Source organism: Stutzerimonas stutzeri (assembly GCF_051028275.1).
GTDB classification, from domain to species: domain Bacteria; phylum Pseudomonadota; class Gammaproteobacteria; order Pseudomonadales; family Pseudomonadaceae; genus Stutzerimonas; species Stutzerimonas stutzeri_AS.
Map to the genome: position 1 here is coordinate 2,269,454 of NZ_CP069269.1, position 22,301 is coordinate 2,291,754.

The following is a 22,301-nucleotide window of genomic DNA, read 5'->3' on the forward strand; positions in this document are numbered from 1 at the left end:
GTCCGCCACATGTCCCTTTTGTGACAGATACCTGCTCCAAACCTCCTATTTGACTTAGAGAAGCCTGGCCGCGCGCTGAACGATTCGTTTATCCACAGAACCTGTGGATATCTCTGTGTACAGATCAGGGATTAATCGTTCAAGCGTCCGGCTGGCGCGGGGTTGGCACAGATCGTCGAGTTTTTACTCAGCCAAAAATTAGTCTTTTATTTCAAGCATTTAGCATTTTAGGCGGGACAGACCTATGACCGAGACCAAGCACAATCTTCTGTCGCCCAGAGGTGTGCATAACAAATTCTTGTCAATGGGTTTCTAAGAAAAATATAGGGCGAGCACAAGCTGCTTAAATTCATACTCGTTCTAACCGCTTGTCTATGCCGGCTTGCAACGAGGCGCGCGTCGGAAAAGCAGCATAACGAGCCGCTGATCTTTACCTCAGCGGACGGCGACGGCCATCTCTCTTGAACGCTCTGCTACCCGACAAATCGCTTGCGGGTTTCTTAGTCACCGGGCAGCTCATACGCTACTCGAGCCTGGATGCTTATCCGGCTGTAAAGTAGCCGCTTCAGGAGCGCTCAAGGTCGCCTCGAACAGTTCAGCGGTTCGTATCATCAACGTTTCAAGGCACAAAATATTTTTGTATACACTTTTCTATCTCCTGATAATAAGATGTATACAATCTTCACCGAAGGCTTCTCAGCATCCTGCTGTGTCGGCTGCGGAACGCGCCAAAACCATGAAGGGAGTTATATGGCAAACACCAAGTACTATGCACCTACAGGCGGTCATCCAGCGCAAACCGAGCTGCTGACAGACCGTGCGATGTTTACCGAGGCGTATGCCGTCATCCCGAAGGGGGTCATGCGCGATATCGTCACCAGCCACCTGCCGTTCTGGGACAACATGCGGATGTGGGTGCTGTCCCGTCCGCTCTCGGGCTTTGCCGAGACTTTTTCCCAGTACATCGTGGAATTGGCTGAAGGAGGCGGAAGCGAGAAGCCGGAGCAGGACCCCAACGCTGAGGGCGTATTGTTCGTGGTGGACGGGGAGTTCACTCTGACGCTCAATGGCACCACACACAGCATGCGTCCTGGCAGCTATGCATTCATCCCACCTGCATCGAAATGGAGCCTGCGCAACACTGAGGCGGCACCGGCGCGCTTTCATTGGATTCGCAAGTTCTACCAGGCGGTTGATGGCCTACCGCATCCAGAAGCATTCGTCACAAACGAGCAGGACATCCAGCCAATCGTAATGCCTGGCACAGAAGGCAAATGGGCCACCACACGCTTTGTCGACATGAGCGACATGCGCCACGACATGCATGTGAACATCGTAACCTTCGAGCCGGGCGCGGTGATCCCTTTCGCTGAAACCCATGTCATGGAGCACGGGTTGTATGTCCTGGAAGGCAAGGCCGTATACCGTCTCAATCAAGATTGGGTCGAGGTGGAAGCCGGTGACTACATGTGGTTACGCGCCTTCTGCCCACAGGCCTGTTATTCCGGTGGTCCCGGCAAATTCCGTTATTTGCTTTACAAAGACGTAAACCGTCATATGGACTTGGGCAGGTACAACCATCGCAGCTGATATCCATCCGAGAAGCGCCCTCACCGCCTGACGGCTTGGGGGCGCTTGGGTTTGGCGAATCAAGATGGCGCGCCATGGCACACTGCTAGTCAGCACGCTCACCATGCGTGTCACGCCGGGAGGTTCGCTCTTTCCTGCGCACGGCGGCGCTGGTTCGAAACACCTCCCAAACTGTACTCAGCTCAGCGTTTTAAGCTCCAGAATCTGCAGCACGGTATCCAGCTGGTTCATCGACAACGGCGTGGCGTAGCCGCTGTAGGTGAAATGCGGGCGATCGGTGTTGTTGAACTCGAAGAACTCGTCATCTTCGCTGCTTGCGGGGATTTGCTTCAGATCGTTGCCGACCTCATCCAGTGATCGATGGAGATTGTCACGGAGCACACCGAGGCGATCGGATGGCATGGCGTTTATCCATGCCACGAAGGTCTGCTGATCATCTGCCTCGTTCAGGTCGAATCCGCGACTATTGGCATAGCGTTCGAGCAGCGGCAACACGCTGTGCCCATCCCCGCTCTGGTCTGCCAGCGCATGCGCGGCGGCTTCGTTGAAGCCCGAATGGGTGAGGAACTCCACCGTGGTCTCCGTCTGGTACAGGTTGGCCTGCTTGACCTGGTCATGTTTCATCTGCGCGCCGGTGCCGAGCAGCACGACAGCGATTCCGATCGGTCCCCATATGCTGCCGGTCCCGACCGCCGCCATCACACCGCCAACTCCGGTCGACGCATAGATGGCCGCGCCTGCGGCATCACCGTTATCGGCAGCTACCTTGGCGTTATAAAAGTCGAAAGCCGAGGTGAGCGTGCCGAGAATCTTGACCGGCATGCGGTTACTACCCCCGACCAGATTATCCAGCGTGCCGCCCTTCTCGATCATTCCGGCGCCCATCAGCACCTCGGTGGTCTTTTGCGCCACCCCTGCCGCATCCAGCGTGACTTTCAGGCCAGTCCACAAATTGGGATCGTTCTGATAGTTCGCGTGTGAATTCAGCATCACCGTCGTGTTGCCCAATACCCCGAGCAGGCGCAACGCCTGGCCTGTCGGCGTATCTCGGCTGAAGGCTCGGATACCGTCGCGGGTTGTCGTCAGCTTGTCGAAGTCCGTGTCCATCTTCTGTAGCCGCGTCTGCGCCTCGGCTATGGTTTCGCCGGGCTGCGGCAAGGCGTCTTTAACGATCTTCAGCGCCTTGTCCAGATCAGCGTCGGAGACGCCGAGCAGGCGTCCGGTCGCATTACCGCTGAACTTGTCGATCGCGTCCTTTACTCGCTGGACGCTGCGGGGATTTTCCGGGTCCAGCCTGGCCAACTCCGGGACCACCGTACGGCGGATGATTTGCGTCGCCGTTTCCTCGACGAACTTGCGTCCACGCTCGGTGAGTTTTCCATACTGACCCAGCAACCGCATGCTGTCCGAATCGGCCAACAGCGCGGGGTCAGCGTCGAGGGCGATGCCCATGGCGGTGACCGATTCTGGCGTGTCGAAGTGCTCGATGAGTTGACGAGCGAAGTCGCGCTCGTCATCGTTCTCGATCCCCTGCAAACGCGCATCCAGATCGCCAGCGCCGTCGAACAGCTGCGGGTACCGCGCCTCTATCACGCCCAGATTGTCGATCAGCTCGCGTCCATCCCTGGCGACCTGGGCGCGAAGCTCATCAGCCTCTTTCTTCCAATCGTCACTGCCAGCAACGTAGCCATCGACGGCTTGCGCAAGCTGCTCATCGGTCATCACCGAACCGCCGTTTTGCTCGAGCCAGTTCAGTTCCGCCAGGTGATCGCCATAGGCTTTGATATCTTCGGCGACCCGATGCTGGTTCTGCTGAAGGCCGTCGAGGATGCCACCTCCGGTCACCATCGTTGGCAAGTCGCCCTCGTACTGCGCCACGAGCGCCAATGGGTAATTCAGGCTACCCCCGTCAGCGAGGTAGGGCGCAAAGGCATGCAGATGATAGAAGCCCATCGCACTCAGGCGGTCCAACGATTGCTTGTCGGCTTGCGGGTCGAGGCGACCGGTGAACTGAAGAAGGTGCTGGGTACCCAGGGCCTCCGTACGCAAGGGACCCTCATCACTGTAAATCGATTCGGCGAACGCGCGCTCCAGCTTGGGCAGCATGGCTTCGGTCAGTTCATGGGTCAGCTCGGGATCAAGGCCTACGCTCATGTCATCGAGGCGGCGAAACAATTCGGCGGTCTTGAACACATGAGGATTGACCGCCTCCCGGTGTTCTTCCGTCAGTGCGCTCGTGGCATATTCAGCGGCGTTCCCGATGATTTCACTGGTATCCGGCGAGCGCAACATCGCCTGCCTGACCTCGGCCGAGGCGGCTTTAAAGCCTTGATCCAAGCGGGTGAGCGCATCGAGCGGGTCGGTTTCTCCATGCGCCGCGGCAACACGCTCGCGAGCCTCAACTTCAATTTCACTGCCCGCATGGGTTGAAGGTTGCAACTCGATGCCCTGCATCACAGCGCCCTGCATCGAGCCACGCTCGGGTTTTCCCTGCAGGACCGACTGCCAGAGGGACACTTCGCCAATCCGACCCAAAACGGTCACAGAACATCAGTACGGTGAAACAGTGCTGAACACGTCCTGGCGATTGCATCACTGCCCCTGGAGGTCCCGTGTCCGAACCCACCGCACTGCTGCAATACCGTCCGCGCCTGGCAGACTTGCAGCCGCTTGGCCAACCAACCGCACTGGCCGAAGCCACTTACGAGCTGACAGCCCCAAGAACGACACCGGCCGAAGCGCTGGCCGATAGGCAGGGCTATCACGCCGACTTTCTTGGCCAGTTCACTGTTGCTTGGCCCCAGCTGGCCGAGCCGTACCGAAACGATCTCCTGCCTATTGACGGCAGCACCGAGGACCGGCTCGACTACACCCACTTTTCCATTGCCATGTCCAAGAGCCGGCGCCTGGCGCTGTTTACGGGCGTGAATATCGAGGGCGGTTCACTGGTTGACGTAGCGCGCGGCAAGGATCGCTGGAGTTACGACGGACGCATCCCGTCCGAGGCGCAAATCGGCGAGTTTCTCTACGCCGACAACCTGCTCGATCGAGGCCACCTCGTGCGTCGTCAGGACCCTAATTGGGGGACCCAGGCAAGCCAGGCCAATGCTGACACGTTCCATTTCACCAACTGCGCGCCGCAGATGGCTGGCTTCAATCAAAAGAACTGGCTGGACCTGGAAAATTATCTGCTCGAGAACACCAGACGATGGCGGTCACGGGCCACGGTATTCAGCGGCCCGGTGTTCAGCGAAGCCGATCAGCTTTATCGGAACGTTCCCATACCGAGTGCGTATTGGAAGGTCGTCGCGTTCCTTGGCGAAGATGGAAAGCCTTCCGCTACGGCTTACCTCATCAGCCAGTCTGGGGAACTCGGCCGCCTCAGCGTCATGTTCGGCCGGTTCAGGACGTACCAGTGCAGTGTGCTGCACATACAGCGGTTGACGAATATCAACTTCGGGGTGCTGAGCGACTACGATGGCTTTTCCAACGAAGAACGCGCGACCGGCACGCATATCGAGGCTGAACTTCGCCAGCCGGCCGATGCAAGACTCTAGGTCACTGTCGTCAAACGTCTGAGTGCTCGAATCGATGGCCGCATACCGTTGGAAAGCACAGACGGCGTCATCTGCGTACAGCTGGGAATTATGCGTTACGTTCAGTTTGGCTCACGCGCTTGCCCGGGGCGCTGGCCAATTGCTCGCTTAGCACCTGTTTGAGCACAGCCACATCGAATGGCTTGGCCAGCACCTTGAAGCCATGTTCGGACACGGCCCGCTCGGTATATCCCGTGGCTAATACAACCGGCATTTCCGGGTGGCGCGCACGGACCCTCTGGGCGAGCGCGACGCCATCCATGCTGCCGGGCATTACGATGTCTGAGAGCAACAGGTCGATTCCTGGCGCCGCGGTTTCGAGTTTGTCCAGAGCCGAGTCAGCATCAACAGCCATGTCTACCGAATAGCCAAGCTGCTCCAGCATCGACCCCACCACCTCGCGAACTTCCTGGTCATCGTCTACTACCAGCACTCTGGCGTCGCTCACTGTCTGCACCGGCTGATCATCAGGCCTGGGCAGTTCTGGCTCCCATTCATCGATACGAGGCAGAACTATCGAAACGGTGGTTCCCAAGCCGATGGCACTGGTTATCGACACGCTGCCGTTGGACTGCTGTGCAAAGCCGTAGACCTGAGCGAGCCCGAGCCCCGTCCCTGCTCCAACCGCCTTGGTGGTGAAGAAGGGTTCAAATGCTTTCGCTTTTACCCCCTCATCCATGCCGGCACCCGTATCGGACACCCTTAGCTCAACATATCGCCCTGCCTTCAGCTTCTGCCCGACGTCATCTGCCAGCTCAACGTCAGTCAGACTGACCGTTAATTTGCCGCCGTCAGGCATTGCGTCACTTGCGTTGATTGCCAGATTGAGGATCGCCAGTTCGCACTGAAGCGGATCCAGAACGGTCGGCCAGCGACCTTCGGGGAGCTCAAACATGAGCTGAACCCTGCTTGGCAACGCTCCGGAAAGCAAATCGCTCATTCCCAAGATGAGTACACGCAGATCAATGAGCCTGGCCTCATCGTTCCGATTTCGGCTGAACGTCATGAGTTGGCGGGTGAGCCGCGTTCCCCTGCTGACCGAGCGCAGACAGGCATCGATGGCCCGCTGAGCGCGCGGGTTGGGCGACAGCATCGCGGCAAGCTCAAGACCGACCGTCATGCTCTGCAAGAGATTGTTGAAGTCGTGCGCTATCCCGCCGGTAAGCCTGCCAAGGGCCTCGAGCTTCTGTCCTTGCAACAAGGCGTGATGGGAACGCTCGGCCTGCGCAACCGCCTCGGCCACTTGTTCGGACATTTCAAGCTTCGCGCGGTGTATTTTTTGGCTCGCTGCGGCAAGTGCGCTAGCAGTGCGATCCGTCTCGTCGATGCCGGTGGGTGACGCTTTGACGACTTCGCCGTTCGCCATGGCCTCGGCGGCCGAGTCGAGGAGTGTGAGGGGGCGCGTGATGGTTCGACCTACCAAGGCGGCCAGAACCAGAGCAACCGCCAGGGTCAATATGAAGCCTCCAATCATGATCGCAAGTGGCTTGGCAGCCCCTACGAGCAGATCGCGTTGAGGGATGGCAATCAGCACTGTCCAATGGGAATTCTTGGCACGGCTAAAGAAGGTCAGAACGGGTTGCCCGTCTCGGGTAATTGACTCGGTGATGCCGTCTCCATCTGGGTGCGCTCGAAGCTTGTCGCGGATATTTGCATTGGCTCGCTGGCCTACATGCTGTGCCGGGTCTCGCGTTCGGGCCACGATGGTGTGCCGCTGATCGAGCACCACGCCCAGCCAGTCGTCGGGCAACCCTTGCTCCTTGAGGATTTCACTAAGACTCGCCGCCGGGAACTCCATCGAGACGTAATACACGACACGTCCATCACGGATGACCGGTCGATGAACAGCAAAGGCGTAGGCGCCATGGTACGGATCAACAAACACCGGACTGATGTCCAACCCCGAACTGCCGATCACGCTCGGCAAGCTCGGAGGCATCGGCAAGGGCGCGCCGTATGGGCGGTGGGTGTTCAGCAGCGGGACGCCGTCGGGATCGAACACAATCACCCCGGCGTCGAACGGCTGGAGAATCTCCTGGGCGTCTTTATAGAACGTTTCCAGATCGCCGCGGACCAGGCTAGGCCTGACGGCCACGGTGGAAACGATGGCTTCGTACCGGCGCAAATCGCGGTCTACGGCAAGCGCCACGGCACGGGTCGTCTCCTGCATGCTTCTGGAGATTCGCGTCCACTGTGAGTCGTACACCGTATAGGTGGCGACAAGCCCAAACACCAACGTGGGTGCGAGCACGGCAAATACCAAGCAGATGAGGCGAGAACGGATCGACACAAAGGAGCTCTAGCAATAAGTACGACTCGGCCCGGCTCGTCGACGATTACCTGACCCTCCCACACACGATTAGCTTCGGTCATAAACCTGTCAATTACCAGACCGGTAGTCACGCGAGTCGTGCATCATGACTCAACGGTGTTCCCCACATCGCGCATAACTTGATCTGCTACCTTGGCGCTGTAATTTGTCCGATCAGCAAACGCACCCATCACGTTTGCGTTGACTGCTGCGCTGACCACTGCAACGGCGACGCCCAGGGACACCCGCATAACAACACCTGAAGGCACGGTCTCTGTCTTATCTCGTTGGGATAATCACACGTACGCCAGAGCTCAGGCTGAGACGCGGCTCCGCGTCGGCGGTGTCCTGTAGCAGCCACGCAGCTGCAGCGAGCCACACAACGGAACGCAAATGAGACGCCTGCCAACAGGCGATGTGAGAAACTTCGGCGGCTTTGCTGACGTCGCACCCATTGCAACCGCACCCTTCTCAACCGCACCTGCCGATCAATACATACACAATGACCTCACCGATGCTGAGCTACCTTGTCCGATACCCGTCCGCTGGATTGTTGTTCATCCAACTGCTGGGCATCCTGCTCTACCCGTTCATGGAGAACACCCCGCTCGGTCGCGCTGCCTTTGGTGCGTTTGGGGTGGTCGTGCTGGTATCGGCACTGCGCATCGTCAATCGCAGCCCGACGCTTCATTCGGTGGCATTCGTCCTCGCTGCTGCCATTCTGGTGCTCACGGTAGTCGCGGAGCTGACCACAGTGCCGAACCTGCATCTGGTGCTGTATGTATTCGAAGCAACGTTCTACTTCTACGCAGCGGCGGGGCTGATCGGCTATATGATGGAAGATCAGCGAACCACGACGGACGAGCTATTCGCGGTCGGCGCAACGTTCACGCTGTTGGCATGGGCATTCGCTTATGCCTACGCCGCCTGCCAGATTCTGGCCCCTGGCAGTTTCGTCGCGCTATTGCAGCCCGAGGAGCCGAGGTCCTGGCTTGAACTCCTGTTTCTCAGCGTAACTGTACTGTCAGGCGTCGGGCTCGGTGACATCCTGCCTATCCGACCCGTCGCCCGCGCGTTGGTCATGCTCGAAGAAATCGCCGGCCTGATGTACATCGCCCTGGTCGTTTCGCGGGTGATAGGGCTGACCATACGCCGCTGACGGCGCCGCGACGCGAGCACTGGGATTACGATTCGGCGAAGTTGCGCTACAGATTTGCCAGACAGTTCTCATGACTCCTTTTGGCCGAAAGCCGCCAGCTACGAAGGCAATTATTAGTAGGGACCGTATTTAGCTGGACGCTACCGGCCAACGAGTGCAATCGGGTTACAACCAAGAGTGGCGCTTGTGGGAAATCAGAAGCATCTTTTAGGTTGTTAAATGTAAGTTAAAACACTTTCGGCCGGCAGGCGCGACTTTGGTAGGCCGGCGTTGAAGTCGGCTTCGTCACGATAGCCAAGCGCGACCAGCACCAGACTGGTTAGGCCCTGTGCCCGCAGCCCCAGCTCCTCGTCGAGCTTCTTGAAGTCGAAGCCTTCCATTGGCGTAGCGTCCAGACCAAGCGCGGCAGCGCCCAGCAGCAGGGTCCCCAGCGCAAGATAGGTCTGCTTTTCCATCCAATGCTGCAGGTCCTTCTGGTCATAGCGGTGCAGCGCTACGTAGCCGCGGCGGGCATTGTCCTGCCCTGACTTGGCGTCCTCGCTGTGGAAACGGCCATCACGGGCTTCCTGCTCCAGCAGCGTCTGCAGGTGCTCTTCGGTCATGTCGTTACGACTGCACAGTACGATGACATGCGAAGCCTTGAGGACCTTGGGTGCGTTGTAGGCAAAGCCACCCTCGGTTCCCTTGGCGATTCGCGCCTTGCCTTCGTCGGTAGATGCAATGACGAAGTGCCAGGGTTGCGAGTTCACCGAGGACGGACTGTGGCGCAGTTGTTCGAGCAACGCGTCGATGGACGCCTCCGGAATCTTGCGGCTGGCGTCGAAGGCCTTGGTGGTATAGCGACGTTTGGCGAGGCTGGCGAGTTCCATTGGTGGTTCTCCTGTCGGATAGTGATTTTCAAAGGGAAGCGCTGCGAGCCAGCCACGCGTCGGCGGCTTGCAGCGCTGACATGCCACCGCGGCAGATCAAGTGATCAAGTTCGCTGATGACTGCGTTGCCTGGACTGAGGCGGTTCAGTTCCTCGAGCAATGCCGCGGGCATATCCCGGGCAAATGGCTCGCTCACGATCAGCGTTGCGTCATCCAGGCCACCGAGCAGCCCCAGGGGTTCGTCCAATGGGCGAATGCAGTGTGAGTGATGTAGGAACTGCGGATGCCACAGTGGCACGACGCACCATTCGCGCCGTGTATGGGCTTGTTCGTAGCGCACGAAGCAATCGGCCTGAGTACCGTTCTCGAAGTGATAGCCGAGCCGATCGAGGCCGTATTGCTGGATGATCGCCCTGGAGAAGCGGCTGATGCCGGCGCCGGGATTGATGCCCTGGATCAGCCGCGTCATCCGTGTTGCGACCTCGGGCCGAAGGAGGTCCGCGACGCTCTGTACCGCGTCGACGGGCACATAGTCCGGCACGCCCCAGATGCAGTAAGGCCGGTACAGCACGCCGAGCGTGCGTGTTTGCGCGGCATAAGGCGCCAGATAGTCGCCATGGCTCGTGGGCAGCCAGGCCGAGGCCAGCATGTCCACCGCGCCGGCACCATAGCGGCGGAACATGTCTTCATGGGGCGCGGCACTGACCTGAACCTCATAGCCGTGGCGTTCGAGTACGCGCTGCACCAGGGCGGCACTGGCCGCATGAAAGCTCAGGTCGATGTAACCGAGGCGGATGATCGATTTCATGGTTTCACCTCGCCCGCAGACGCACGTCTCGGGCACAGTCCGAAGTCAACGGTTTTCCGATTGCAGCTGCGTAAACCGAGACCGTCTCAGTGCGTAGGTGCCGGCGCTGCATCAATCTTCACCCGCAGCAGGCTGTAGGGTTTGCTACGCAGGTCCCGACCATCGTTGAAGCCAGGCGAGCGATGCAGCTGGTTGGCAGTGAAATACAGGTAGCCGTCCGGGCCGATGGAAAGGGTGTCCGGCCAGAGCACCCGCGGGTCATGGACGATGGTTTGCCAAGTGCCGTCGGGCAGGCGCTTACGAATCCCGTTGTGTTCGTAGTCAGTGGCGTAAACGGCGCCCTCGGCATCCGCCTCTAGCCCATCGGAGGCGCCCTTCTCGCCCAGATCACGCACGGCAGCCTGCAACTGTGCCTCGCTCACGGTCGGGTCGCGCAATAGTGCGGTAGACACGGCATACAGATGGCGGCTGGACAGCGGAGAGAAGTAAAGGACGCTTCCGTCTGCGGACAAAGCGATGCCGTCGGAAGCCACTCCCAGCGCCTTCTGCTTGCCATCGGCGCCTTTGGTCAGTAGTGCCGGTCTGCCCTCCACGACCGGTACGAAGTCCGGGTCGACAGAAGTCTGCACTGCGCCGCTCAGGCGACGGCTGGCTTTGCCACTGGCAATGTCCATGACGATGATGCCGCCGGGGCCGGATACGGACGAATCGGTCACGTAAACCGTGCCTTGCTTGCCCACCCGGAAGTCGAAGCGCATGTCGTTGACATAGGTGCTCGGCAGGATCACCTCAGGTGGAAAGACCAGGGTCTTGACCACCTGGTTGCTGGCCAAGTCTATGGCGACCAGCTTCGCGCCACCAGGACGCGGTGCGGAAAATTCAGGCGCGGCGGTGTCCAGCACCCAGACACGCCCCTTGCCGTCAGCGACCACGCTTTGCACGCTGATGAATCCCTTGGCCGGGTCGTCCGGATCTTCGGTACTGATGGCTGCATCGGGGTATGGCTGGACCCTGCCGTCTCGAATTTCACCCACCGTGAAAGGCACGGCGTCGCCCCAGCGCGGGAAATTGACGAAGATACGTCCGGTCTCGCTGACGGTTACGCCGGTGGGCATGGCGTCATGGAATGCAAATACCTGGTCAATCACACCGATCGGCCGAACTGCCGCAGCGCTGGCAGGCAGAGGCTGGAGTTGCGTGGCGAAGGTGACTGGACTGGCGAGCGCCAAGGCCAACAGCGTGTGGCGAAACCGCTTTTCGATGCGCATGATGAGTCTCCTGCCCGCGCGGCGGGCGCTTGATGCATGGATAAGTCAGAAGCCTTCCAGGACGATCTTGCCCATGGCCTTGCCGCTTTCGATCAGTGCATGGGCACGCCGCAAGTTGGCCGCCTCGATGCGTCCGAAATGCTCGCCTACGGTCGTCTTCAGCACACCGGCGTCGATCAGCTCCGCCACACGGTTGAGCAACTGATGCTGCTTGATCAAGTCGTCCGTCCCGTACAGCGAGCGGGTGAACATCAGCTCCCAGTGCAGCGCCAGCGACTTGCGCTTGAGCGGCACCACATCGAGCACGGCCGGATCGTCGATCAGTGCCAGATGGCCCTGGGGCCGCAACACCTCAACCAGTTGAGGAAGGTAGCTGTCGGTGTGGGTGAGGCTGATCACATGATCCACCGCCTCGATACCAATGCCCTTTAGCTGCTCGGCCAGCGGCCGGCTGTGGTCAATCACATGATGCGCACCCAGGGCGCTGACCCATTCCCGGGTTTCCGGGCGCGAAGCGGTGCCGATCACCTTCAGGCCGGTCAACTGGCGGGCCAGTTGCGTCAGGATCGAACCCACGCCGCCGCCGGCACCCAGGATCATCAGGCTCTGTCCTGCTCCACCCTGCTCGTCGATGCCCAGGCGGTCGAACAGCAGTTCCCAGGCAGTGATCGACGTCAACGGCAAAGCGGCTGCACTGGCATCGTCCAGGCTGCGCGGCTTGCGCCCGACAATACGTTCGTCGACCAGGTGCAGCTCGCTGTAGCTGCCAGGACGGTCGATGGCGCCGGCATAGAACACTTCATCGCCGGGCTGGAACAGCGTTACGTCGGCGCCTACGGCACGCACTTCACCGACCGCGTCCCAGCCGAGCACTTTAGGCTGCTCGGTAGCACCCTTACCGGAACGGACCTTGGTATCGACCGGGTTCACCGCGATGGCCCTGACCTGCACCAGCAGGTCGTGCGGCCCTGGGGTAGGTTCTGGCAGCTCACTGTCGAACAATGCACGAGGGTCGTCGATTGGCAGGCCGTATTCGGTGAAGACGATAGCTTTCATGTGGGTAATCCTTGAAGGTCAGGTATAAGCGAAACGTACGGGCATCTTCGTCTTCCCATACCTCTTGAAAAAGGCTAAAAATCCGCCAGCACTTTCATCGCAGGTGTGAAAATGGTTAGGTTCGAAGACCTTCAGCTTTTCGTTCGCACAGCCGCGCTGGGCAGTTTCTCCAACGTCGCTCGCGAAGTCGGCCTGCTACCGGGCCAGGTGGCTGCGGCGATCAAGCGCCTCGAACGCGACCTGGATGTCCGTCTGTTCGCTCGCTCCACACGCAGCCTGCGATTGACCGCCGAAGGTGAGCAGTACCTGCCGTTTGCCCGTGAGGCGCTGGATACCTTGCGCGAAGGCCAGGACCGGGTGCGCCGGGAAAGCACCCAGCTGCATGGCTTGCTGCAGGTCTCCGCGCCGTCGGATCTCGGGCGCAACCTGCTGCTGCCGTGGCTTTCCGAGTTCCGCCGTCAGCATCCGGCGCTCAGCCTTCGCCTGCTGATATCGGATCAGGTGGCCGACGTATTTCGAGACCCGGTGGACGTTGCGCTGCGCTACGGGGTATTTGACGATGCGAGTTGGGTAGCCTTGTCGCTGGCTCCCTGGAATCGCCGTGTCCTGGTAGGTGCTCCAGATTATCTGGAGCGTAACGGCAGGCCCCAAACGCCCACCGATCTTGCGCAGCACCAATGCCTGCTGTATTCGCTCAACGGACGCGCGCATGACCGCTGGCGGTTAGGTGATCATACGGTACAGGTCACTGGCCCGCTGTTCAGCAACGACGCCGACATCGTGCGACGCTTGGCGGTTGCGGGGGAAGGACTTGTCTACAAATCTTGGCTGGACGTACGCGACGACATAGAGGCGGGACGGCTGGAGATACTACTGGCTCAGCATCAAGGCGAGCCCACACCGCTTAACCTGGTGTGCCCGCATCGCAAGCAATATTCGCCGGCCGTTCAGCAATTGCATGCACTGTTGCGCAGTCGTCTCGATCCGCTGAAACAGGAGCTGCCGCCTCTCGCGTCTGATCCGGGTTTGATCGCTTGAACGGCAAGGCCAAATAGCGGCTGCCAGAACCCGTAGCGCATCCCACGGTTCTGGCGGCCGAGACGCCACGGCTTCAAGCCAGCAGCGACAGCTTCATCACGTCGAGCGTGATATGCCCTTCAAGCGTTTCGGCCAGCTCTCGGAAGACCGGCCCTTCAAGATGGTCTTGTAGCGCCGCCTCGTCTCGCCAACGCTCGATCATGACCAACCTGTCCGGCCGCTCGCTGTCTTCATGCAGCTGGTACTGGTCGCAGCCAGGTTCCTTGCGGCTTCGTGCGACAGCTTTGCGAAGCGCCGCTTCGGCCACTTCACGGCTGCCGGGCTGTAGCGTAATCGTGGCGACCACAATGATCGGGGTGTCCATGAATCAGTACTCCTAAGGGTTGTTGTTTCGGGGGTCAAGCCTGACCGGCAACCACACGATGGTGCCGGCCTAGATGCAGTACATTAAGAAGTTCGGAGGTCCTGTTATCCGGCCAGACGAGTGAGCTGCGCCCGCTAGCAACTGCCGTTACTGCTGCGCAGCCGTTGCGATACAGGCCGCTTCATCCCACCCACGCCAGCGGACCACTCAGTCAAGATAGCCAGGAAGAGCGGGCAACCGTGCGTTGTCAGCAGGCTCGTGTTGAATGATGAAGGTCACGCCTTCACGGCTGGCCAGCTGCTCCAGCTTCTCCGACGATTCCAGTGTCTGGTCGTGGCTGAAGTTGAATGTCGGGACCTGATTCCTCAATCTGTTCTCAGTGAAATGCCACTGGTCGCCGGACAGCAGCACTGTCCCGGCGTTACGCAAGGTCAGCTCCAGTGCCATGTGGCCTGGGGTATGCCCCGGCAATGCGATCATCTTCACCCGACCATCCCCAAAGAGGTCATGATTCCCTTCGACCAACTTGACCTTGCTCAGCTTGGGATCGGATACATGGCTCTGCAGCAGCCCGGGCTCGATGAAATGCGCCTTGGCCACCTTCTCCTGAAGCAACACTTCATACTCGCTGCGCTGCAAAACCAACGTGGCTTCAGGGAAGTCACCGGTCTGCCCAGCATGATCGAAGTGGGCGTGGGACAGGGCGACGATGTCGATGTCGCTGGGCGAAAGACCGAGCGCCTCGAGCTGCTCGACAAGCGTCTTGGTCAACTCCATTTTTAAGCTCCCGCTCGTCACGCCGCCCAGGAAGTCCTTGGAAAGGCCGGTATCCCAGAGCAGCCAGTCGTCGCCATGCTTGATCAGATAGCAGGACACGACGATGTCATAGGAACGGCCCTTGTAGGCGCCGGAATCCGACATCAGCGTTAGATCACCGAGATGCATGGTTCCGCAGTCCGGGCGGTACAGACGGACATCGACATCATCGGAGGCGTAGGCGCCTTTCCAGCCTCCGAGGAGGGACGCCACCAGGGCGAAGATTGCCATTGCTTGCTTCATGAGAAATTCTCCTGGTTGGATAAGGAAGTAGTGGTATTCGTGAAATTCGGTCACGCCATTGCATCTGCGGAGGCAGGCAGAGCCCGACGTTCCGAGAGCACCAGGCAGCCCAATGCAAGGCTGAGAGACAGCAGTGACGAGGCCAGCAGGCCCGCATAGCCGTACGCCGGGTAGACCCAACCGGCGATCGCCGAACCGAGCCCGATGCCGCAAAAGAGAAATGACGCGGTCAGGGCAAGCGCAATGCCGCGCTGCTCGGGCCGCAGCTCGACCATCCGCCGTTGTTGCGTCGGCCAGACGATGTCCGTAGCAAAGGCCCAGAGCACAAGTGCTGCCAGCAGCCAGCCGAGCTGCGATGGCGCCATCCACATAAATAAAATGTCAGCCATCAGCAGGCCGACACCGGCCACCAGCATGATCACCGCGCTCAGGTAACGAGCCGCCCGGGTAACGAACAGATTGCCAAGCACGCCGGCCACGCCCAGTACGGTCAGCGCCAATGAGACGTCAGCGGGATTACCGTGGTAATCGTTGCGGATGATCGGCGTGAGAAAGGCGTAGGTCGAGAACACCCCGGTGGTGACGAAGAAGACCACGAGCAAGGCGCTCAGCGAGCCCGGGTCGGTCAGCAATCCCAACATGCTGCGAAAGGCCACGCGCTCGCCGGCGACCTTGTTCGGCACGCGCCAGAGAATCAGCAAGGCCGTCACCAGGCCCGCCAGGCCGATGCCCATGAAAAGATTACGTGCGCCCCATACATGAGCCAGCCAGGCGGTGATCGGCATGCCCGCCAGTCCCGCGACGCTCAGCCCGAGCAGTACGACGGCGATGGCGCTGCCCTGCTGATCCCGCTCGACAAGGTTCGACCCGAGCGCACCGAGCACCGGGCCAATGAAGCCGGCGCCGATCCCCATCAGCACGCGTGAGGCCAACAAGACTTTGTAGCTGGGTGCCAACGCAAAGAGCATGGACGCTGTGCTGAACAGCCCAAGCCCGAGCAACACCTGCCGTCGGCGCGGTAGATGCCCCAGCGCGACCTGCAGCAACGGCGCTGCGAGCGCGAAGGTCACGCCGAAAACGGTAATCAGGTAGGCGCTTTGCGAGGCGCTCAGCGCCCATTCTCGGGAAATCGCTTCCAGGCTGCCGACCACCGACAGGGCGCCGACGGCCTGGATGAAATAGGCGAGGCTCAGCAGGCGCAATGTGAACAGGGGCTGGGCCGGGATGGAGTTGCTCATGGTCGTGCTCCTGTGGTGAGCAGAAGCGGCCGGCCCCAGTGCGGGGCCGGCCGGCAGTTTTTCAGGCGACAGGGATCGGGTTGTCCACCAGCGACTGATTGAACTGGTTGATAAGGGCGTGCTCGTTCGGCCCGACATTGGCCCGCAGCGGCACCACGCCGTCGACCAGCACCTCGGTGGTCGCGTGCTCGAGCTTGGCCAGTGTCTCGCTCAAGAAGGCATCGAGCGGCATGGCGCGCGGGTCGCCGCTCTTGTGGATCAGGTCGGTGTCGACCCACGGCGGCGCGATTTCCAGAACCCCGACGCTGGTATCTCGCAGGGCGAAGCGCTGCGACAGCGTGTAGGAATGAATGGCCGCCTTGGTGGCCGAGTACAGCGCGGTCGCGGCCAGGGGCAGGAAAGCCAGCACCGAGCTGTTGTTGATGATCCAGGCTTGCGGCTGACGCTTGAGGTGCTCGACGAAGGCCGCGCTGACGCGTACCGGGCCGAGCACGTTGGTGTTCAGCAGCCCGACCGCCTGGGCGTCATCCAGCTCGCCGGATGCCGGGTTATCGAACGGCATGATGCCGGCGTTGTTGATCACTACGTTCAGGCCCGGATGCCGTGCGATCACCTGCTCGGCCACGGCTTTGATCTGGGCCGGGTCGTTGATGTCCAGCTCAACCGTGTCGATCCCCGGATTGGCAGCGGCGATCTCGTCCAGCAGCGCCTTGCGGCGGCCGGCTACGATGACCTGGTTGCCAAGTCGGTGAAAGGCCTCGGCCAGCCCGCGACCGATGCCAGAGGTGCCGCCGGTGATGAAGATCGTGTTTTTAGTCAGTTTCATGGTTAGGTTTCCTTCTATTTCAGTTGGTTTTAGTGGGTGGAGTAACGGGGTGCAGGGGTATTGCTCGACAGCTGGGCGGACATGGCGCGGCGACTGGCCTCGTAGGTGCGCCATTGCTCGATGTCATGCAGAGACGGGATGGAGATCAGCTCGCCGCGGTCGTAGTCGCTCAGCGCGGAATCGACCAGCTGGTCGGCGGTCATGACGATGGCAGGGTCCAGATGCTCGAGCGGCAAGCCGCCGATCTCCCAGAACTCGGTTGCGGTGGCACCGGGCAGCACCGCTTGAACCTGGATGCCCTGGCCGGCGAGTTCGTGATTGAGCGATTGGCTGAACGCGGTGACAAAGGCCTTGCTGCCGCCGTAGACGCCATTGAGAATTTCCGGGGCTATGCTGACGATCGATGAGATATTGATGATGCCGCCATGGCCGCGGGCAACCATGCCCGGCAGGGCCGCGTAGCTCAGGCGCGTCAGGGCGGTGACGTTCAGGTCGATCATCCGGCTCATCTGCTCCACATCGCTCTGCAACAGAGGCGTGTGGGTACCGATGCCGGCGTTGTTAACCAGCAGCGTGATGCTGGCATCTTCTTTAAGCTTGGCTTCTACCTTGGCCAGCGAGCGCCGATCACCCAGATCGGCGTCGAGCACTTCCACGACCCGACGGGTTTCGTTGGTGATGCGGTTGGCCAGGCCGTTCAGTCGATCACGGTTGCGCGCAACCAGGATCAGGTCGTAACCGCGGCGGGCAAGGCGGTCGGCGTAAATCGCGCCGATGCCGGACGACGCGCCGGTGATGAGGGCTGTTCCTGCGTTTGGGTGGTTCATGGTGAGCTCCAGGGTCTGTCGTTCAGGTGGAGCCATCATGCCGGGGCTAGCCAATGTCGCAAATGACGTTTATGTTCGTGTTTTAGGACATTGAGGATTCACCATGCATCGCATCGGTTATCTCTTGGCGGACGGCTTCCAGATCATGTCGCTCGCCACCCAGACGGTGTTCGAGTTTGCGAATGTGGTGGCTGGCGAGCCGTTTTATGTGATCGAAAACTTCTCGGCGTCAGGCCAGCCGGTTCGCTCGTCTCTGGGTATCTGCATCGAAACCCGCGCCTTTCAGGCGCCCGGCCACGCCGACACCTGGATGGTCGTGGGCGTCAATGATCCACTCAACAACCCACCCGACCCGGACGTGCTGGCTTTCGTCCGCCTGGCCGGCGCCCAGGCTCGCCGCACGGCTGGCGTATGCACGGGAGGGTTCGTGCTTGCGCAGGCCGGCTTGCTGGACGGCAAACGGGCGACCACGCACTGGGCCTACGCTCGGGAGATGCAAAGCCGCCATCCAGCGGTTCATGTCGAAGAGGACCGCATCTACATCATCGATGGCTCGGTCTGGACGTCGGCGGGCATGACCGCGGGGCTCGATCTGGCCCTTGGCATGGTGGAAAAGGATCTTGGTGCCGAGGCGGCGCGGTCCGTCGCGCGTAAGCTGGTGATGTACCAGCGCCGTTCCGGCGGTCAGTCACAGCACTCGGAAATGCTGGCGCTGGCTCCGAAGTCTGATCGTATTCAACAGGCACTGAACTTTGCCCGGCAGAACCTCAATCGCCCACTAACCGTCGAAGACCTGGCCGAGCATGTGCATCTCAGCCCGAGGCAGTTCACCCGCGTGTTCACGGCCGAGACAGGCCAATCCCCTGCCAAGGCGATCGAAAGCCTGCGGCTGGAAGCCGCGCGCCTGATGGTCGAACAAAGCCGCCATAGCCTCGACGTCATTGCACGCGAAACGGGTTTTCGCGACCGACGCCATATGCGCGAGGTTTTCGTGCGGGGATTCGGCGTGCCACCTCAGGCCGTCAGGAGAGATGTGCGAAAAATGCCGGTTTGATACCGCTAGGTCCGCGGGAAATCGTTTTTAAGGCGAGCACAAGCAGGCATTGCCCAATACGATGAACCAGGCCACTCAGCGAAACGTCAACTCAGTTCCGAGTCAATCAAACGCTGCAGACATGCGTGCCCAGCAAATTCACGAGCTGCCAAGCGTCATACAGAGGATAGAAATGCTGGTCGGCCATACCCCGTCGAGCGCAGGGGATGAAAACCGCTAGCTGCGCGAAAAGGATGAGATCGAAAGCTTATCCAGTCCAGGGGGCCACAGCTTCAACGGTTACTGGAAACCCAGGTGCATGCCGATCGCTTGGGGCCTGGCAAACTGATCGATGAGAAGCGGATAGGATCAGGCCGCTTCGCCTCAAATTGCCAAGCGAGTGGCCGCCCCGCTATCGAAAAGCATGAGCGCCCGGACGGGTTTACTACGCGACCGCAGTAGCGCTGTTGCTGAAGCCTGTCGGCGCAATACGGTCTGGGCTTGCTGCGTTTGCACCCTATTTGGCAAAGCAACTTCGCCGCGATATCAGCGATGCATGCCCATCTGCCAGGCATATCCCCCCGCCATCAGCGAAACATGAATATTCGCTCAGCGGGCAAGCGCGACTTTACAGAACCGTCTCCGTTGTCACGACTGCGATAGCCCAACGCGACCAAGAGCACGCCGGTCAGCCCTTGTTGTGGCAATTGAAAGGCTGCATCGACCGAGGCCTGATCGAAATGCTCCATGGGTACGGCGTCAATGCCCAGCGCCGCCGCGCGGGAGATAAGAGAGCCAAGGGCGAGATAGACGTGCTTATCCATCCAATGGGCCAAATCCTTGCGCTCATAACGGTGCAGGTTGATTCGACGTGCACGGGCGTGATGCTGAGCGACCTGAGCGCTGTCGTCTGAAAAGCGCCCCTCCGCAGCCTCCTGCGCCAGTAAAGCCTGGAGGTGCGAGTCACTCATGTCGGAAAGTCTGCAGAGCAATATGAAATGAGAGGCATCGAGCAGCTCGAGATCCTTATTGGCATCGACCTGTTTGGCTGCATCTGCAAGCTGCGCTTTGGTCACCGCGCTTTCAGCAATCAAGAAACGCCAGGGTTGAAGATTGGTTGGGGAGGGACAATAGCGAAGCGCATCGAGTAGTTCATTGAGGACTGGCCGCTCGATTGTTCTACTTGGATCAAATCTCCGTATCGAATAGTGCGATCGAGCTACTGCCAGTGAAGTCATGGTGGAACCTCTGAGGTGCTAGTTAGAGTAGGTTTGAGAAGCACCGCTATGATCCCGGTGAGGTTGGACAGGGATAAAGCGCACCGCTGAATAATGACTTTCACCAATCTTGTGAAAATGGTGACCTGCCAGCAGCACATGAGAAGGAATAGTTCAGCCAGGTTCAGATCGAGACAAATGCATCAGGCCGATCTGAACCTGCCTGAACGAGGGTTTCGAAGCGGCGCGCCGACCCGGCGACAGCCGCCCACCCGTCTCATGCACCCGATACGCTATCGGATCTGGTATCCGCCGTTTTAAGGCCGCCAATCCTGTCGAAGGCCACCAAGTCATCAAAGCCTCCGACATGGTTACCCTCGACATAGATCTGCGGCACCGTACGCCGGCCGGTCCGGGCGATCAGCGCGGCGCGCTGATCGGGGCTGGCTCCGACATCGATCTCCGTGACGTTAACTCCTCGGCGGGATAACAGCGCTTTGGCTTGGATGCAGTAGGGGCAGCCGCGAGTGGTATAAAGCGTAGCGTTCATGCTTTCACTCCTCGGTAAGGGGCTGGACTGCCGGAAAGTCGACGTCTGTCTGGGCAACATTGTTGAGGTAGTTGGTCAGTGTCATCAGGGCAATCTGCGCCACGATGTCGACTATCTGAGCATCGCTCAGCCCCGCCGCCCGCGCCTCGGCCAATTGTTCGTCGCTGACCTGCCCGCGGCTTTCAGTCACCTGCCGGGCAAATGTTGCAACCGCGTCCAGACTGCCGCGCCGCGCAAGCTCGATGGCGGAATCGTCAAGGCCCGCCTTGCGGCCAAACAGGGCGTGCGCGGCGAGGCAGTAGTCGCAACCGTTCACCTCCGAAGTCGCCAGCGCAACGGTCTCACGTTGGCGTGCGCTGAGGGAGTTTTTGCCAAGCGCTTGAGAGAGCGCAAGGTAGCCGCCCAGCGCAGCCGGCGCGTGAGCCAAGGTACGAAAGGCGTTAGGCACACTGCCAAGGCTTTTCTGAATGCCAGACAGCAACGGGCGCGCGGCATCAGGGGCGTGTTCGATCGATACAGGGGTAATGCGGCTCATGGTGGTTCTCCTAAGTTCGGGGTGGCTGGGCTTGTGCGTCAGCCTCGAGCACATAATCAGCAAAAGGGCTTTTCGAATGGCGGCTGATCGTCGAACTTATGCTGCAGATCGTCCAAACCTATGAGGTCACATGGACCGCTTGTCCGCTCTGCTCACCCATTTCCGCCTGCACGCCACTACCTATTACAGCGGCGGTCTGTGTGGCACTGCCGAATATGATGGGCAGGATCACCAGGGCCACTTACACCTGCTGCGCGCCGGACGGGTGCGTATCCAGGCCGAGCGGTTACAGGTCTACGAAATCGTAGAGCCTACGCTGATCCTGTTTCCAAGCCCGGCACCGCACGCTCTGATCGCCGACACTGCCGATCACGCGGAACTGGTCTGCGCCTCGTTGACGTTCGACGGTGGTACCGACAACCCGCTGACCCTCGCCTTGCCGGGTCACTTGCTGCTGCCGCTGTCGCAGCTACCGAACCTTGCCGTCAACCTAGAGTGGCTGTTTCAGGAAGCGTTCAATGAGGAGTGCGGACGATTCGCCGTGCTGAACCGACTGTTTGAGCTGATGCTCATTCAGCTGCTTCGTCATCTGCTGGCGACCCGCAGCCTGTCCACCGGCCTTATGGCCGGCCTTGCCGATCCGCGGCTGGCCCGCGCCCTCACCCTGATGCACGACGCACCGCACCAGGCCTGGTCGGTGGAAACCCTTGCGCAGGCTTGCAATATGTCCCGGGCCGGTTTCGCTGCGCGGTTCCATGAAATCGTAGGCAGCACACCGGCTGACTACCTGCTTGGCTGGCGGGTGAGCCTGGTTCAAAAGCGTCTGCGGGAGGGTCGGCCGATGCACTCATCGCCGATGAAGTCGGCTACGAAAACCCCTCGGCTCTGTCGCGTGCCTTTCGCCGCAAGATTGGCAAAAGCCCACGCGAGTGGCTCAGCGCGACACAGGCAAGTTAA

General features: G+C 60.2%; 19 protein-coding genes and 1 pseudogene. 6 read left to right on the forward strand and 14 right to left on the reverse strand.

Features of this window, described 5'->3' with window-relative positions; genetic code table 11:
* The first annotated feature begins 750 nt into the window (after window positions 1-750).
* A complete protein-coding gene (locus JQR87_RS10385) occupies window positions 751-1,590 on the forward strand; it encodes a bifunctional allantoicase/(S)-ureidoglycine aminohydrolase (protein ID WP_407297442.1) in 840 nt (279 codons plus the stop codon).
* Between the two features lie 177 nt (window positions 1,591-1,767).
* Here JQR87_RS10385 and JQR87_RS10390 read toward each other — a convergent pair whose 3' ends face one another.
* Window positions 1,768-4,107, reverse strand: coding sequence for a hypothetical protein (locus JQR87_RS10390; protein ID WP_407297440.1), 2,340 nt, complete (start codon window positions 4,105-4,107; stop codon window positions 1,768-1,770).
* 95 nt (window positions 4,108-4,202) lie between these two features.
* Here JQR87_RS10390 and JQR87_RS10395 point away from each other — a divergent pair, with 95 nt between their 5' ends.
* Entirely contained in the window at window positions 4,203-5,147 is a 945-nt protein-coding gene (locus tag JQR87_RS10395) for a DNA/RNA non-specific endonuclease (RefSeq protein ID WP_407297438.1), read from the forward strand.
* A gap of 88 nt (window positions 5,148-5,235) precedes the next feature.
* On the opposite strand, the gene JQR87_RS10400 is transcribed toward JQR87_RS10395, so the two are convergent.
* Window positions 5,236-7,476 (reverse strand): hybrid sensor histidine kinase/response regulator, encoded by a 2,241-nt coding sequence (locus JQR87_RS10400; protein ID WP_407297436.1) that lies wholly within the window; start codon window positions 7,474-7,476, stop codon window positions 5,236-5,238.
* A gap of 535 nt (window positions 7,477-8,011) precedes the next feature.
* On the opposite strand from JQR87_RS10400, the gene JQR87_RS10405 reads away from it, so the two are divergent.
* Window positions 8,012-8,656, forward strand: a complete 645-nt coding sequence (locus JQR87_RS10405) for an ion channel (protein ID WP_407297434.1) — start codon at window positions 8,012-8,014, stop codon at window positions 8,654-8,656.
* A 215-nt stretch (window positions 8,657-8,871) separates the two neighbouring features.
* Here JQR87_RS10405 and nfsB read toward each other — a convergent pair whose 3' ends face one another.
* From nfsB to JQR87_RS10425, 4 genes are all read right to left on the reverse strand, one after another.
* Entirely contained in the window at window positions 8,872-9,525 is a 654-nt protein-coding gene (gene nfsB / locus JQR87_RS10410) for an oxygen-insensitive NAD(P)H nitroreductase (protein ID WP_407297432.1), read from the reverse strand.
* A 28-nt stretch (window positions 9,526-9,553) separates the two neighbouring features.
* Window positions 9,554-10,333 carry a glycine betaine ABC transporter substrate-binding protein gene (locus JQR87_RS10415; RefSeq protein ID WP_407297430.1) on the reverse strand — a complete coding sequence of 260 codons (780 nt, stop codon included), beginning with the start codon at window positions 10,331-10,333 and terminating at the stop codon, window positions 9,554-9,556.
* An 86-nt stretch (window positions 10,334-10,419) separates the two neighbouring features.
* Window positions 10,420-11,601: an L-dopachrome tautomerase-related protein gene (locus tag JQR87_RS10420; protein ID WP_407297428.1), complete on the reverse strand. Its 1,182-nt coding sequence runs from the start codon at window positions 11,599-11,601 to the stop codon at window positions 10,420-10,422.
* 45 nt (window positions 11,602-11,646) lie between these two features.
* Window positions 11,647-12,657, reverse strand: a complete 1,011-nt coding sequence (locus JQR87_RS10425) for a zinc-binding alcohol dehydrogenase family protein (protein ID WP_407297426.1) — start codon at window positions 12,655-12,657, stop codon at window positions 11,647-11,649.
* Window positions 12,658-12,768: 111 nt separating this feature from the next.
* On the opposite strand from JQR87_RS10425, the gene JQR87_RS10430 reads away from it, so the two are divergent.
* Complete coding sequence (locus tag JQR87_RS10430) at window positions 12,769-13,695, forward strand: LysR family transcriptional regulator (protein ID WP_407297424.1); 927 nt, start codon at window positions 12,769-12,771, stop codon at window positions 13,693-13,695.
* A gap of 73 nt (window positions 13,696-13,768) precedes the next feature.
* Here JQR87_RS10430 and JQR87_RS10435 read toward each other — a convergent pair whose 3' ends face one another.
* The 5 genes from JQR87_RS10435 to JQR87_RS10455 all read right to left on the reverse strand — a co-directional run bounded on the left by JQR87_RS10435 (window position 13,769) and on the right by JQR87_RS10455 (window position 18,009).
* Window positions 13,769-14,059: a putative quinol monooxygenase gene (locus JQR87_RS10435; RefSeq protein ID WP_015275840.1), complete on the reverse strand. Its 291-nt coding sequence runs from the start codon at window positions 14,057-14,059 to the stop codon at window positions 13,769-13,771.
* Between the two features lie 207 nt (window positions 14,060-14,266).
* Window positions 14,267-15,118 carry an N-acyl homoserine lactonase family protein gene (locus JQR87_RS10440; protein WP_407297422.1) on the reverse strand — a complete coding sequence of 284 codons (852 nt, stop codon included), beginning with the start codon at window positions 15,116-15,118 and terminating at the stop codon, window positions 14,267-14,269.
* A gap of 50 nt (window positions 15,119-15,168) precedes the next feature.
* Window positions 15,169-16,356, reverse strand: coding sequence for an MFS transporter (locus tag JQR87_RS10445; protein ID WP_407297420.1), 1,188 nt, complete (start codon window positions 16,354-16,356; stop codon window positions 15,169-15,171).
* 61 nt (window positions 16,357-16,417) lie between these two features.
* Window positions 16,418-17,182, reverse strand: a complete 765-nt coding sequence (locus tag JQR87_RS10450; RefSeq protein ID WP_407297418.1) for an SDR family oxidoreductase — start codon at window positions 17,180-17,182, stop codon at window positions 16,418-16,420.
* Window positions 17,183-17,211: 29 nt separating this feature from the next.
* Complete coding sequence (locus JQR87_RS10455; protein ID WP_407297416.1) at window positions 17,212-18,009, reverse strand: SDR family NAD(P)-dependent oxidoreductase; 798 nt, start codon at window positions 18,007-18,009, stop codon at window positions 17,212-17,214.
* A gap of 103 nt (window positions 18,010-18,112) precedes the next feature.
* On the opposite strand from JQR87_RS10455, the gene JQR87_RS10460 reads away from it, so the two are divergent.
* Window positions 18,113-19,063: a GlxA family transcriptional regulator gene (locus tag JQR87_RS10460; RefSeq protein ID WP_178078200.1), complete on the forward strand. Its 951-nt coding sequence runs from the start codon at window positions 18,113-18,115 to the stop codon at window positions 19,061-19,063.
* A 566-nt stretch (window positions 19,064-19,629) separates the two neighbouring features.
* Here the strand turns inward: JQR87_RS10460 and JQR87_RS10465 are convergent.
* The 3 genes from JQR87_RS10465 to JQR87_RS10475 form a co-directional block, all read right to left on the reverse strand.
* Window positions 19,630-20,280: a nitroreductase family protein gene (locus tag JQR87_RS10465; protein ID WP_407297413.1), complete on the reverse strand. Its 651-nt coding sequence runs from the start codon at window positions 20,278-20,280 to the stop codon at window positions 19,630-19,632.
* A gap of 256 nt (window positions 20,281-20,536) precedes the next feature.
* Window positions 20,537-20,809 carry a glutaredoxin 3 gene (gene grxC, locus JQR87_RS10470; protein WP_407297412.1) on the reverse strand — a complete coding sequence of 91 codons (273 nt, stop codon included), beginning with the start codon at window positions 20,807-20,809 and terminating at the stop codon, window positions 20,537-20,539.
* A 4-nt stretch (window positions 20,810-20,813) separates the two neighbouring features.
* On the reverse strand, window positions 20,814-21,344 hold the full coding sequence (locus tag JQR87_RS10475; protein ID WP_407297410.1) for a carboxymuconolactone decarboxylase family protein: 531 nt from the start codon (window positions 21,342-21,344) through the stop codon (window positions 20,814-20,816).
* 130 nt (window positions 21,345-21,474) lie between these two features.
* Between JQR87_RS10475 and JQR87_RS10480 the strand changes: the two are divergent.
* Window positions 21,475-22,301 (forward strand): annotated as a pseudogene (locus JQR87_RS10480) (cupin domain-containing protein).

Bases quoted from the DNA above. Each gene is read 5' to 3' on its own strand.
- JQR87_RS10460 (WP_178078200.1), top strand. From the start codon at position 18,113: ATGCATCGCATCGGTTATCTCTTGGCGGACGGCTTCCAGATCATGTCG.
- JQR87_RS10430 (WP_407297424.1), top strand. From the start codon at position 12,769: ATGGTTAGGTTCGAAGACCTTCAGCTTTTCGTTCGCACAGCCGCGCTG.
- JQR87_RS10415 (WP_407297430.1), bottom strand. From the start codon at position 10,333: ATGAAATCGATCATCCGCCTCGGTTACATCGACCTGAGCTTTCATGCG.
- JQR87_RS10405 (WP_407297434.1), top strand. From the start codon at position 8,012: ATGCTGAGCTACCTTGTCCGATACCCGTCCGCTGGATTGTTGTTCATC.
- JQR87_RS10450 (WP_407297418.1), bottom strand. From the start codon at position 17,182: ATGAAACTGACTAAAAACACGATCTTCATCACCGGCGGCACCTCTGGC.
- JQR87_RS10385 (WP_407297442.1), top strand. From the start codon at position 751: ATGGCAAACACCAAGTACTATGCACCTACAGGCGGTCATCCAGCGCAA.
- grxC (WP_407297412.1), bottom strand. From the start codon at position 20,809: ATGAACGCTACGCTTTATACCACTCGCGGCTGCCCCTACTGCATCCAA.
- JQR87_RS10445 (WP_407297420.1), bottom strand. From the start codon at position 16,356: ATGAGCAACTCCATCCCGGCCCAGCCCCTGTTCACATTGCGCCTGCTG.
- JQR87_RS10420 (WP_407297428.1), bottom strand. From the start codon at position 11,601: ATGCGCATCGAAAAGCGGTTTCGCCACACGCTGTTGGCCTTGGCGCTC.
- JQR87_RS10425 (WP_407297426.1), bottom strand. From the start codon at position 12,657: ATGAAAGCTATCGTCTTCACCGAATACGGCCTGCCAATCGACGACCCT.
- JQR87_RS10475 (WP_407297410.1), bottom strand. From the start codon at position 21,344: ATGAGCCGCATTACCCCTGTATCGATCGAACACGCCCCTGATGCCGCG.
- JQR87_RS10435 (WP_015275840.1), bottom strand. From the start codon at position 14,059: ATGGACACCCCGATCATTGTGGTCGCCACGATTACGCTACAGCCCGGC.
- JQR87_RS10455 (WP_407297416.1), bottom strand. From the start codon at position 18,009: ATGAACCACCCAAACGCAGGAACAGCCCTCATCACCGGCGCGTCGTCC.
- JQR87_RS10465 (WP_407297413.1), bottom strand. From the start codon at position 20,280: ATGACTTCACTGGCAGTAGCTCGATCGCACTATTCGATACGGAGATTT.
- nfsB (WP_407297432.1), bottom strand. From the start codon at position 9,525: ATGGAACTCGCCAGCCTCGCCAAACGTCGCTATACCACCAAGGCCTTC.
- JQR87_RS10440 (WP_407297422.1), bottom strand. From the start codon at position 15,118: ATGAAGCAAGCAATGGCAATCTTCGCCCTGGTGGCGTCCCTCCTCGGA.